The sequence below is a fragment of the Hyphomonas sp. BRH_c22 genome (genome assembly GCF_000961795.1).
Lineage (GTDB): Bacteria > Pseudomonadota > Alphaproteobacteria > Caulobacterales > Hyphomonadaceae > Hyphomonas.
Window position 1 is genome coordinate 1 of the sequence record NZ_LADU01000105.1, and the last position, 12361, is coordinate 12361.

At 56.8% G+C, this 12361-nt stretch carries 10 protein-coding genes and 1 pseudogene; 9 read left to right on the forward strand and 2 right to left on the reverse strand.

The window, feature by feature from the left end; translation table 11 throughout:
- Positions 1 to 290: hypothetical protein (locus VR74_RS21135; RefSeq protein ID WP_299950694.1), on the forward strand; the 290-nt coding region annotated here is incomplete at its 5' end.
- 881 nt (positions 291 to 1171) lie between these two features.
- Here VR74_RS21135 and nhaA read toward each other — a convergent pair.
- The gene (gene nhaA, locus VR74_RS14530; RefSeq protein ID WP_366462656.1) at positions 1172 to 2509 is read right to left on the reverse strand and encodes a Na+/H+ antiporter NhaA; all 1338 of its coding nucleotides are present in this window, start codon (positions 2507 to 2509) and stop codon (positions 1172 to 1174) included.
- 285 nt (positions 2510 to 2794) lie between these two features.
- Between nhaA and VR74_RS14535 the strand changes: the two genes are divergently transcribed.
- Both VR74_RS14535 and VR74_RS14540 read left to right on the forward strand, forming a co-directional pair.
- Entirely contained in the window at positions 2795 to 3835 is a 1041-nt protein-coding gene (locus VR74_RS14535; RefSeq protein ID WP_045698039.1) for a hydroxyacid dehydrogenase, read from the forward strand.
- Positions 3828 to 4865: a type II glyceraldehyde-3-phosphate dehydrogenase gene (locus VR74_RS14540; protein ID WP_045698041.1), complete on the forward strand. Its 1038-nt coding sequence runs from the start codon at positions 3828 to 3830 to the stop codon at positions 4863 to 4865. The genes VR74_RS14535 and VR74_RS14540 overlap by 8 nt, the downstream gene beginning before the upstream one ends.
- Before the next feature lie 63 nt (positions 4866 to 4928).
- On the opposite strand, the gene VR74_RS14545 is transcribed toward VR74_RS14540, so the two are convergent.
- Positions 4929 to 5609 (reverse strand): class I SAM-dependent methyltransferase, encoded by a 681-nt coding sequence (locus VR74_RS14545; protein WP_045698043.1) that lies wholly within the window; start codon positions 5607 to 5609, stop codon positions 4929 to 4931.
- A gap of 185 nt (positions 5610 to 5794) precedes the next feature.
- Between VR74_RS14545 and VR74_RS14550 the strand changes: the two genes are divergently transcribed.
- From VR74_RS14550 to VR74_RS14575, 6 genes and pseudogenes are all read left to right on the forward strand, one after another.
- Positions 5795 to 7168 (forward strand): hypothetical protein, encoded by a 1374-nt coding sequence (locus tag VR74_RS14550; RefSeq protein ID WP_299950697.1) that lies wholly within the window; start codon positions 5795 to 5797, stop codon positions 7166 to 7168.
- 15 nt (positions 7169 to 7183) lie between these two features.
- A complete protein-coding gene (locus VR74_RS14555) occupies positions 7184 to 8629 on the forward strand; it encodes a YfcC family protein (protein ID WP_045698047.1) in 1446 nt (481 codons plus the stop codon).
- Positions 8630 to 8695: 66 nt separating this feature from the next.
- On the forward strand, positions 8696 to 9925 hold the full coding sequence (locus tag VR74_RS14560) for an arginine deiminase (RefSeq protein WP_045698049.1): 1230 nt from the start codon (positions 8696 to 8698) through the stop codon (positions 9923 to 9925).
- A 41-nt stretch (positions 9926 to 9966) separates the two neighbouring features.
- Positions 9967 to 10968, forward strand: a complete 1002-nt coding sequence (gene argF, locus VR74_RS14565) for an ornithine carbamoyltransferase (RefSeq protein ID WP_045698051.1) — start codon at positions 9967 to 9969, stop codon at positions 10966 to 10968.
- A 3-nt stretch (positions 10969 to 10971) separates the two neighbouring features.
- The gene (arcC, locus tag VR74_RS14570; RefSeq protein WP_045698053.1) at positions 10972 to 11907 is read left to right on the forward strand and encodes a carbamate kinase; all 936 of its coding nucleotides are present in this window, start codon (positions 10972 to 10974) and stop codon (positions 11905 to 11907) included.
- A pseudogene (locus VR74_RS14575) lies at positions 11904 to 12361 on the forward strand (hypothetical protein); the annotation flags it as partial. The gene arcC and the pseudogene VR74_RS14575, both read left to right, overlap by 4 nt.

Below are 12361 nucleotides of genomic sequence, written 5' to 3' on the forward strand. Positions count from 1 at the left end.
TATCGCCACCTCTCAAATGCGGCCGATCACTTTGCGCATGCCGGCGATATTCTGCACGATATTACCGTCAAATCCGCCTGATATTGTCGGTCCCTGATATCCTGGCTCAAACCAATCCCCTTGCGCTTTTTGGACTTTGCCGCCCGCAAGCAGACGCGACATTCAGCGAAAGACGCGCGCAATCACTCTTTCTCGTCAACTTTGAACGCCTCGTCATGGCCGCTCCGTATTCCGTCAATGAGGTATCAATTGCCCCGGATCCATCAAAACCAAACCTTAAACAGGCGTAAAGTGAGCACGATCAGTATGGTCCAGCAGCTTAGATAGATTGCTGTGAGCCAAAGTTGCTGATCGGATATGCCTGGGCGTCTGTGGCGAACGCTGCGGATCAAGGCGACAAGGTGAACCGTCAGTCCGAGAAGGGCAATCAGCGCAGCGGTTTCTGCGATATAAGGTGCCACGATTGCACCTAGTCCCACGCCAAACAGGCCAATCCCAAGGCTGGATATGACGCAGGTCAAGACCTTGGGTAAAGTGTGGGAGGAGTGGCTTGAGCCATCGGAAGTTTGCCGGCGGGGACTTTGGTGAGAGTTCATCTTAAACTTTCCTGTATTGTGATGTGGTTCGCCGTCCGAGCCACATCGCAGCCAATAGGACTGCAAGACGAACAGACGCAGACCTTGGCCGCGCATTACACGTTTCAGTTTTTTGCAGCTAAACGAAACAAGACGTCCAGCCCGCAGGCGCTTCCGCGACATTGCGAGACCCATTCTAGACTCACTCACGAGGCTGGGATCGCAGCCGTTCGCACCCTCGGAGTGAGCGTGCCAAGTCGGATGCGACGCCGCCCAATCAACCCTTGCGGGGTTACGCCCAGTATTCGGATATCGTTTCTATCCCAGCCGGCAGGTCGGCGTATCCTGGCTTGTAAGCGTTTCAGATATATCAGATGATTGTGTGGTCGATTTCATCTCCGGCGACTTCATCCATGCGAGATCCTGCCGGGAGAAATATGGGTTCATCGATTGGGACGGAGCGTGACGATGGCGACCTGGGCTGCATCACGCATTTTGCTCAGCCGTGTCCGGTCTTCATCGGTGGGGGCGCCAATTAGGTGGCAACACGATCGGCATCTCGGCAGTTGGTCAGTGAAGGCGCGCCAGCAACATTATCATGGAGCGAATGTCTCATCGGGTCTGAGTGGCTGGAGCCTTTGTCTGGCGGCAGCAAGCAGGCCGAGACCGGTCACCGCCGAAAGCGTGGACCCGATGATCACACTCAAAGTGACCGCTTGCAAAGCGGTCGGACTATCGAATGCAAGCGCCGCCACGAACAGGCTGATTGTAAACCCAACCCCCGCCAGAAAGGATGCGCCGAGCAAGTGAAGCCAGCTGACGCCGAGCGGTAATCTGCCTAACCCGCTCCAGACAGCCAGTCCGGCCGCGCCAAATACACCGAGCGGTTTGCCAAGGAAGAGGCCGAGCCCGGCGCCAAGGCTGGCTGGTCCGAGCAGGGAGGATGGTGTGATGCCCGCCAGATGAATGCCGGAGTTGAAAAAGGCGAAGATCGGCACAACCCCATAAGCGACCCATGGCTTCATACCCGCTTCGATAACCGTTAGAACAGGGCGCCCATTGATAGTCAGCGGAATGGTCCAGGCCACGAGGACACCGGCAATGGTCGCATGCACGCCTGATTCCAGAACCGCAACCCACACAAATATGCCTATCAGGACATAGGGCGTCATATTTGAAATGCGCATTCGGTTGAGCCCGATCAGGACGGCAAGGCCGAAACCAGCCATAGTCAGCGAGACGAGGCTCACCCCCTCAGTATAGAAGAGCGCGATGACAGCCAGCGTTCCGAAATCATCGAATACGGCGAGCGCCATCAGGAAGACTTTCAGACTGGCCGGAACGCGGGCACCAAGTACCGACAAGACGGCGAGTGCGAGTACAATATCGGTCGCGACCGGTACCGCCCAGCCATGTTCGGTGTCCGGGTTGCCCGCATTGAACATCAGATAGATTGCAGCAGGGGCGAGCATACCGCCCAGTGCGCCAATCGCGGGAAGGGCGATCCTGCGCGGCGATGCAAGGTCGCCGACCAAAACTTCTCGTTTGATTTCGAGCCCGATCGCAAAGAAGAAGAAGACCATCAGGCCCTCATTGATCCAATCGACAAGTGGTTTGGACAGCCCGACCTCTCCGAGTTGAATCGAGAAAGGCGTATGATGGATAAAATCGTAGGTCCCAACAGCTGGAGAATTGACCCAGATAAACGCGATGGACATGGCTGCGAAAACGCCAAGCGCAGCATGCCGTGTCGACGCGCTTGAATCGGCAGGCAGATGGCCAGCGGCTGCAATGGCTGCTTGCGCATCTGGAATGAAAGGGGCTTTGTCCACACAGTCAGATACGTCTGAATGGCATGCACCCCTTGGCCAAGCCAGCAATCGATCAACGTGTCCTGATATGCGCAAACTGCTCTGGTCGTATGAAACCACCACGATGCGTGCTGGTGATCACATCTGCGCACAATCATGCCTTGTGAAGAATTTCGTCTGCGTTTGAGTGGGCCGGACCACCGCCGCGTATCTGTATTAGTCGATCATGAAACATTCTGAGTTCGGGCGTCGAGAAAAACCGCCTTTACTTGGAGCCAAAAGAACGAACTCACACCGGCAAGGCACCTGATCGTCTGGACCGTATCTGCTCAGGAATGGGTGCAAACCGCTGCGGGACGGCTTCAATTGCGCACGGAGTATGGCCATCGAGGGGTATGAACCAGAGTGATGCAAATTACGTTTTTCGAAATCGATCCGCGTGACGCGGCAGCGTTTGACAGTCTGCAGCCGGACAACAGGATTAGACTGACAGATGAAACTCTGACCGCCGGAAATGCTGGCGCGTTCGTTGATGCTGAGATTGTTTCCACCTTCATATATTCGACGATTGATCGCGCGGTTCTGGATCAGCTGCCAGCGCTCAAATTGATCGCGACGCGATCGACAGGATTTGACCACATTGACACCGCCCTGTGCGCCGAACGCGGCATTATTGTGTGCAATGTGCCGGTCTATGGCGACAATACAGTCGCCGAACATGTCTTCGTCCTCCTTCTGGCACTTAGCCATCGACTTTTCGAGGCGGCAGAGCGTGCTCGCTCAGGGCCATTCTCTCCTGCCGGACTGACGGGCTTCGATCTTGCTGGTAAAACGCTTGGCCTGGTTGGCACCGGCGCCATCGGGCGGCATGTTGTCCGCATTGCTCACGGGTTTGGCATGCACGTTCGTGCATTTGACATCGCGCCGGATTTCGATTTTGCGACGCGCGAGGGTTTTTCTTATCTGAGTTTTGACGACCTCCTGACGACCGCCGATATAATATCCCTGCACGTGCCGTCCACACCCCGGACCCGTCATCTTGTGTCTGCAGACGCCTTCATGCGCATGAAGGACGGTGTCGTAATCATCAACACGGCGCGCGGCGACGTGATCGATACCCAGGAGCTGATCAAGGCGTTGAAAAGCGGAAAGGTGTCTGCCGCCGGACTTGACGTCCTGCCTGATGAACCCATGCTTCGCGAAGAGGCAGAGCTGATCTGTTCGGTTGATTGTGACGGACATGATCTGCGCACCCTGGTTGCCGACCAGGTTCTATTGCGGATGCCCAATGTGATCGTGACGCCTCACTCCGCTTTCAATACGCGAGAAGCCATCGCCCGCATTGCCGAAACCACAGTCGAGAACATCAAGACGTATCTAGCGGGCGAGCCGCAAAACCTGGTCGCAACGCAGCGAAATCTGTCACTGAAGGAGCAAGAGAATGCATGACAAGTCAATCCGGGTCGCCGTAAACGGTTACGGTGTCATCGGCAAACGTGTTGCCGATGCCGTGACACTCCAGGACGATATGCAGCTGGCAGGTATCGCCGATACCGCTGCTGACTGGCGGCTGCGTGTCGCAAACACGCGAGGCTACCGGGTCTTTGCGGCAACCTCAACGGCGCACAAATCGATGAGCAATGCGGGTATGATGCTCTCAGGCCATTTGGAAGACCTCCTGGACGAGGTAGATATTGTCGTCGATTGCACACCGAAACTTGTTGCAACCGGGAATGTTGCTCTCTACCGAAAGCGGGGGCTCAGATTCATCGTGCAGGGCGGCGAACCCCACGCCCTTACCGGGCATTCATTTGTCGCTGAATCGAATTTTGACAGCGCAGTGGGCAGATATGAAACGCGAGTTGTCTCCTGCAACACGACGTCGATTGTTCGAACGCTGGGCGCGCTGAAACGGACAGGTTTGCTCAAAAAGGCGCGCGGCACGCTTTTGCGTCGCGCCACCGATCCCTGGGAAAGCCATCAGAGCGGCATCATGAACACGCTTGTCCCGGAACAACGCATTCCAAGCCATCAAGGCCCGGATGCACAAAGCGTTGATCCGGATTTCGATGTTGTGACGATGGCGGTCAAGGTGCCGGAAACACTTGCGCATCTGCATTATTGGAACGTTGAACTGTCGCGCGCCGCCGACCGAGAGGAGGTATTGGCGGCATTTCACTCTTCGACGCGTATCGCCATGGTCAGGCTGGACGAAGGACTGACGGGTATAAACAGTGTCAAGGAACTCATGGCCGACCTGAAACGTCCAAATGACAACCTATACGAAGTCGCTCTTTGGGAAGACCTGGTTACGATTCAGAATAATGAACTCTTTTATGCCTATATGGTCGACAATCAGGCGATCGTCATCCCGGAAACGATTGATGCGATCAGGGCGCTGACAGGGCTTTTGACAGATTCACAAAAATCCATCGCCAAGACCAATGCCGCCCTCGGTATTGGATCGGCACTGTATTGAAACGTGATGGCGTGGGTCGAGGCGTATGCGTTGCAAGATCGGCACGTGGCTCGAACATGTCCGCTAGCAGTGAGCCTGCGGTTTGGTGCCCGAATATATGGAGATTGATCCGGTCGGCGTAAGCGTGATGCTCTGCTCTTTGACATTAACAAATCCCGCACCCCGCATGAACTCTGGCAGCCGGCCGTCCTTGTTGGCTCTGGTGTCGGCATATCCATCGGTCAGGCGGACGAGGTTGAATGCGAGCTTCATCAGGATTGAGCGCTGCCGACCGTAATCAGCGATCAGCAGCTTGCCACCGGGTTTGAGGAGGCGAAAAGCGTTTGCGAGGATGCTTGTTTTCACCGGGATCGGGCACTGGTGGAGCACGAGGCTGATCAGAATCTTGTCCGCGCTTCCCGGCCGGACAATGTGGTCAAGCTTTTCGTCGCCCATCGCGGTTACGAATTCGATAGCGGCTCCAGCTCTTACCGCTTTCGCTTCGGCGATCGTCCGTATGTCGGGGTCCGGATCAATTGCGACCATGCGAACGCCAGGCTGCGTTGTCTTGATCATACACGCCATGCTCGCGGTGCCCGCGCCAATATCGACGATTGTTTCTTCGTCCCTCGGCGCCAAAGCAACGAGCAGGCTGGCCCGCCATTTTTTCTCACGAGTCAGGAGAGTGATGACGCGATCATAAAGTTCTATCGAACCGCGAGGGCCGAGTGCAGGCGTGTAGGCAGGAGCTGGTAACCGGGTCATCGTTCGACCTTAGAGCGGAGCAACCCCACCAGTCTAGAATGTTTCAACGGTGTTGAAAAATGGCGGCTGTGTAAGTTCCTGGTGTAATGAGTGAGGGAAGGTGCCGTCCATGCCGTATCACCTTAGAGACTGGTTGCTGCTTATACGCGGCAGGCTTCGACCCTTACGCATTGGAGACACCGCTGATGAGACACCTCCAGGCCGACACGCATGCACCTTGCTCACACGCGCGTGCGCATTGTCCCCGGGGGCCCGCCTGCAGAGCCGCACTTCTGGCAATTGTCGGACTCGGCGTCGCGGCCCTTCCGGCCATGGCCCAGATCAATCTCTATGACAGTGATGCCGCAGCCATAGATGTTGGTCTCGACGCAGCCACCGTTACTTTCGTGCAAAGCAACCCCTGGTTTGGTGAGCCCGAAGCCAATATTGGCGTCGACACCAGCTCGTGGGCCGAGATCGCAGTTGAGCCGCAGCTATACCTGACCTTGAAAAATGTATTCGGGGGGGAATTGTCAGCCGGCCTGTCTGCTGTCGGGACGAAGACATACGGTGAGAGCGCAGAAGGTTTCGCCGCCGGGATCAGTAACCCCGGCAAAGCGACGCTCGAAAAGCTCTATGTCGGCTGGAAAACACAACTTGGCGAGGATGATTTCTTCGAGGTCATCGGCGGAGACTTTGACTATGAAATTGGTACCGGATTCCTGATCAAGGATGGTGGCCGTGATGGCGGCGACCGAGGCGGCTTCTACCTGGGTGCCCGTTCGGCATCGCGCAGTAGCGGCCTCGTCCGCCTGAAGCAGGGAGATCTGCTGCTGGAAGGGTTCTGGCTTGGCAACAATCCGGGCCGCGCCGGTATCAAGGCGCATGTTGGCGGGGTCAATGCCGAGTATGACATCTCCGAGCGCGTCTCAATTGGCGCAACCTATGTCGAAGTCGCCCATTTTGATGACGCGGTCACCGCAAACACAGCCGAGGAACTTAAAACCTATGATGTGCGCGCCTCGATTGACGTCTCTGACCGGTTAACCTTTTCTGGCGAGTACGCCCTGCAGGAAGGCGCCGGTTTCTATGAGGGTCAGGGCGGCTACTTTCAAGGCCGCTACAAGCTCGATAGCTTGCCATTCGAGCCGACACTGACCTATCGCTACGCCGTCGTCACAGGCGATGATCCGTCGACGCCGCAAAATGAAGAATTTGTACCGCTCGCCTACGGTTTTACCGACTATGGTCAATGGTATCAGGGTGAGATTACGGGCAACTGGATTTTCGGGAACTCCAACCAGAAAACCCATATGGTCAAAGGCTCTGCCACGCTGACTGACACCGTGTCGCTGACCGCTTCCTGGCTTAATTTCACACTGGATGAACCTGGCCTGATCGGTGTGGCCGATGAGGCATTCGGAGACGAAGTTGATATCTTTCTCGACTGGCAGGCGACCGATCGCCTGTTCCTGTCGGCCGCCGCCGCTGTGATGGTGCCGGGCGACGGCGCCAAACAATTTACGGGCGGTGATGAGGCCTGGTCTCACTTCATGCTTTACGCATCCGTTGCATTCTAGGAGAGGGGACAAAACATGTCAGACACAATAGAATCGGCAGACGCCCCGGTCCCATCGAAGGGATTCAAGTTTCCAACTGCCTACACAATCCTGTTCGCGCTCATTGCCCTCGTTGCGCTGGGGACATGGATCGTACCGGCAGGGCAATACCAACGAGCAGAGAATGCGGAACTGGGCCGAGAGGTTCCCATTCCAGGGACTTACGAAACCGTCGATGCCAACCCGCAAGGAATTGTCGAGGTTTTTCTCGCCCCGATTGGCGGACTTTACAATCCAGACAGCTATGAGGCGCAGGCTATCGATGTCGCGCTGTTCGTAATCATCATCGGCGGATTTCTCGGTGTTGTGACCCGGACGGGCGCCATCGACCACGCCATCGAACGCTCCATGTCGGCCTTGAAGGGGCGAGAGATCTGGATGATCCCGATCCTTATGGCCTTCTTTGCTGTTGGCGGTACGACCTATGGCATGGCCGAAGAATCGCTCGCCTTCTATGGGCTCCTGATCCCAGTCATGCTGGCAGCCCGGTTTGATGCCGTCGTCGCCGTTGCCGTTATCCTGCTCGGGGCGGGGATCGGCGTCCTTGGTTCGACGATCAATCCGTTCGCCACGGTTATCGCCTCAAACGCCGCCGGCATTGCGTTTACAGACGGGCTGACCTTGCGGGTCTTCATTCTGGTAACAGGCTGGGCGATCTGTTCGGCCTACGTGATGCGCTACGCCGTCAAGGTGAGAGCAGATCCCTCCAAATCGATCATCGCCGACAAGAAAAACGAAATCGCTGCCCGCTTCAAGAGCGACGGCCATCATCCGGACGCGCCGCTCTCACGATCACAAATCCTGACCCTGATCATTTTCGCTGCGACCTTCGCCATCATGATATGGGGCGTATCTTCGCAAGGCTGGTGGATGGACAAGATGTCGGCCCTGTTCATCGCTGCATCTATCCTTGTCGGGGTCGCCTCCTGGATGGGTGAAGAGAGCTTTATCGACGCCTTCATGGCGGGCGCGAAAGACCTTCTCGGCGTGGCGCTCATAATCGGCATTGCACGCGGAATCGTGGTGATCATGGACGCAGGAAAGATGACGGACACGATCCTGCATGCGGGCGAAGGCGCCTTGAGCGGGCTCGGGCCCATCGGGTTCATCAACACCATGTTCGGGATAGAGCTTGGATTGTCCTTCCTGGTACCATCGTCCTCGGGTCTTGCCGTCTTGAGCATGCCAATCATGGCACCGCTTGCCGATTTCTCGGACGTTGACCGCTCGCTTGTGGTGACCGCCTATCAGTCGGCGAACGGGCTGGTGAACCTCATCAACCCGACCTTTGCGGTCGTCATGGGAGCACTCGCGATTGGCGGTGTGCCCTACCAGCGCTGGCTCCGGTTCATGTGGCCGCTCCTGCTCGGGCTGGTCGTCCTGGTTATGGGGTCTCTGACGATCGCAACCCTGATCAACTGAGCGGGCACAGTCTTCAACGCCGCATACAGAACCGCAATTCAACGTGTCTTTGAAAGGACCCCTCCAATGACAGGCTTCGGTGTACATTCTGAAATCGGCAAGCTACGCAAAGTCATTACCTGTCAACCAGGTCTCGCGCACTCACGGCTAACGCCCGCCAACGCCGATGCGCTGCTCTATGATGATGTTCTCTGGGTGCAGGAAGCCAGAACTGATCATGCCGACTTTCGCATGAAAATGGCCAATCGCGGGGTTGAAGTCTACGAATTTCATGACCTCTTGAGTGAAATTGTCGCGATGCCTGAGGCCCGCAACTGGATCCTCGACCGGCGGGTGACCGACGACCAGGTCGGCGTCGGCATGCCGGAGGAGTTGCGCGCCTGGCTGAGCGAACTTCCCCCCTATCAACTGGCGGTGTTTCTGATAGGCGGAATTGCCGTTCATGACCTGCCGTTTAAAGCCACTGACATGTTCGGCAGCTATCTGGGTCCAGACGGATTTGTCATCCCGCCACTGCCGAACACGCAGTTCCCGCGCGATAATAGTTGCTGGATTGGCAACGGCCTGACATTGAACCCGATGTTCTGGCCAGCCCGGCGCCCCGAAACGCTGCTCGTCGCCGCTGTCTACAAATTTCACCCGGCATTTGCTCATGGTGATTTCAAAGTCTGGTGGGGCGATCCGGATACCGATCACGGCCCCGCGACGCTGGAGGGCGGCGACGTCATGCCATGGGGCAACGGTACTGTCCTCATCGGGATGGGCGAACGCACCAGTCCGCAGGCGGTCGGACAAGTGGCCCGCGCCTTGTTTAAAAACGGGGCCGCGACCCGTGTCATCGCCTGTCAGATGCCGCGCGCTCGTAGTGCAATGCACCTGGACACGGTCTTTTCCCATTGTGACCGGGATGTCGCGACGGCTTTTGTCGAGGTTTGCGACCAGATCCAATGCTACACACTACAACCCTGCGACAAGCCGGACCACGTATGCGTTACAAAAGAGAGCCGTCACCTTTTTGTGTTAGCGGCTGAGGCGCTTGGGCTCAAAAAGCTGAACATCGTTCAAACTGGCGGCGACGCCTACAATCAGGAACGCGAGCAATGGGACGATGGCAACAATGTCGTCGCCCTCGAGCCGGGGGTCGTTGTTGCGTACGACCGCAACACCTCGACGAACACGCTCCTGCGCAAAGCCGGTATCGAAGTGATCACGATCCGTGGATCCGAACTCGGGCGAGGCCGCGGCGGTGGCCATTGTATGACCTGCCCGGTCTGGCGCGATCCGGTCGATTTTTAAGTGCCCGTTTGGCACCCGTATATTCATGATGAGGACGTATAATGGCCTATAATCTTCACGGACGCAGTTTCCTGAAACTGCTGGATTTCGACCAGCGCGCAATGCGCTATCTTCTCGATCTGTCGCGCGACCTGAAACGCGCGAAGTATTCCGGGATCGAACACCAAAGCCTGAAAGGCAAGAATATCTGTCTGGTCTTCGAGAAGGCCTCGACGCGTACGATGTGTGCGTTCGAAGTTGCGTCCATGGACCAGGGAGCGGGCTTTACTTATCTCGGGCCGTCCGGCTCGCATATCGGTCACAAGGAATCAATGAAGGACACGGCCCGGGTCCTCGGGCGAATGTACGATGCGATCGAATATCGCGGCTTTGGGCAGGAAAAGGTCGAAGAACTTGCCGCCTATGCGGGCGTGCCCGTATTCAACGGTTTGACGGATGAATGGCACCCGACCCAGATGCTGGCGGACCTGATGACGATGCACGAACATGCCGACAAGCCGCTCCGCGATATATCCTACGCCTTTGTCGGCGATGCCCATAGCAATGTGGGTCATTCCCTCATGATCGCCGGGTGTCTGATGGGTATGGATGTCCGCATCGCTTCGCCCAGGAGCCTCTGGCCAAGCGACGACTATTTGCAGCCTGCCAAAGAGCTGGCAGCCCGGTATGGAGCCCGGCTGACGATCACTGAAGACCCGGTCGAAGCCGTCAAGGATTGTGACTTCATCAATACTGATGTCTGGGTGTCGATGGGCGAGCCAGCCGAGGTCTGGGAAGAACGGATCAAATTGCTCAGGCCTTACCAGGTCAATGCCGACTTGATGGCGGCAACAGGCAAGACGACAACCAAATTCATGCATTGCCTGCCGGCATTCCACAATGCAGAAACCGACGTCGGCCGGGACATGCTGGAGAAATTCGGGATATCCGAAATGGAAGTTACTGACGCGGTCTTTGAATCGCCCGCGGGAATCCAGTTCGAACAGGCCGAGAACCGGCTGCACACGATCAAGGCCATTCTTGTGGCCACGATCGGCGGTTGATCCATGCGTATACTGGTTGCCCTTGGCGGAAACGCCCTGTTGAAACGCGGTGAAGCGCTGACGGTCGAAAACCAGCGCGCCAATGTGAAGATTGCAGCAAGCGCGCTTGCCCCCCTGGCTCGGAATCACGAGCTGATTGTTACGCATGGCAATGGCCCCCAGGTCGGATTGCTGGCACTGCAAGGGGCGGCCTACAAGCCAGACGAAGCCTTCCCTTTGGATGTTCTCGGCGCCGAGACCGAGGGCATGATCGGGTACGTGATCGAGCGCGAGCTTCGAAACTGCCTGCAAGGGGACAAGGAGATCGCGACACTGCTCACCATGATCGAGGTCGATGCGCTTGATCCGGCGTTTGACGCGCCGAGCAAATTTGTCGGACCGGTCTATGCCAGGGCTGATGCAGAACGTCTTGCGGCCGAAAAAAAATGGCAGATCAAAGCGGATGGTCAGGATTGGCGCCGTGTTGTTGCGTCACCCAAACCTCAGAAAATTCTTGAACTGAATCCGATCAAATGGATGCTCGAGCGCGGCGCAATTGTGATCTGCGCCGGTGGAGGGGGGATTCCGACAATCCGGGGAGAAGATGGTCGGCTCAAGGGAGTTGAAGCCGTCATCGACAAGGATTTTGCCAGCGCGTTGCTGGCCCGCGAACTTGAAGTGGATCTCTTCATCATGGCCACCGATGTCGATGCGGTCTATGTCGACTGGGGGCAACCCTCACAGCGGCGCATTATAGAAGCGGGGCCTGATGATCTGGACACGTATGAGTTCCCGGCAGGCTCAATGGGCCCAAAAGTCAGAGCTGCCTGCGCGTTTGTGCGCCATAGCGGCGCAAAAGCAGCGATCGGTGCATTGAAGGATATCGAGGCGATTGTTGCAGGTGCGGCTGGCACCCTCATCATCAACTCGGTTCGCGGCCTGAGAGAGGAATCGGTTTGACACGCCGTCTTGCTCTTGGACGCTCAGGAATCGGACTTTACCGTCCTGTACGGCATTTTCTTCTTTATGCCGCCATGGGCGCGATCATAGGGGTCATTGTTCTTCACCCCATCATTACGCTCGTCTTGTGGATGGAGTATGGCGCTCTGTTTTCACCCGAATATTCTGACTTTGGCCGATTTGCCTGGGAGCGGGTGAGTGGCGCGCCAGTTTACCATCTCATGGCTATGAATGGCATTTTCGCTGCACTCGGCGCGGCAATCGGAATGGTCTTTGCCGTTCTGACACGTGCACTCTCTGTTCAGTTGCGTAAAGCTGAGGGACTCCTTGAGGATCTCCAAACGGCATTGCCAAGTGTCATTGCCGGAGGTGAGAACGAATTCACCGAGTTCAAATCCACTTTGCGGTGGGATATCAATGAATCGAGGACCAATAGAAGTCTTGAGCAAGTCAT

What these genes read in the sequence shown, in the direction of transcription:
- VR74_RS14535 (WP_045698039.1), top strand. Translation starts at nt 2,795, where the DNA reads ATGCAAATTACGTTTTTCGAAATCGATCCGCGTGACGCGGCAGCGTTT.
- VR74_RS14540 (WP_045698041.1), top strand. Translation starts at nt 3,828, where the DNA reads ATGCATGACAAGTCAATCCGGGTCGCCGTAAACGGTTACGGTGTCATC.
- VR74_RS14545 (WP_045698043.1), bottom strand. Translation starts at nt 5,609, where the DNA reads ATGACCCGGTTACCAGCTCCTGCCTACACGCCTGCACTCGGCCCTCGC.
- VR74_RS14550 (WP_299950697.1), top strand. Translation starts at nt 5,795, where the DNA reads ATGAGACACCTCCAGGCCGACACGCATGCACCTTGCTCACACGCGCGT.
- VR74_RS14555 (WP_045698047.1), top strand. Translation starts at nt 7,184, where the DNA reads ATGTCAGACACAATAGAATCGGCAGACGCCCCGGTCCCATCGAAGGGA.
- VR74_RS14560 (WP_045698049.1), top strand. Translation starts at nt 8,696, where the DNA reads ATGACAGGCTTCGGTGTACATTCTGAAATCGGCAAGCTACGCAAAGTC.
- argF (WP_045698051.1), top strand. Translation starts at nt 9,967, where the DNA reads ATGGCCTATAATCTTCACGGACGCAGTTTCCTGAAACTGCTGGATTTC.
- arcC (WP_045698053.1), top strand. Translation starts at nt 10,972, where the DNA reads ATGCGTATACTGGTTGCCCTTGGCGGAAACGCCCTGTTGAAACGCGGT.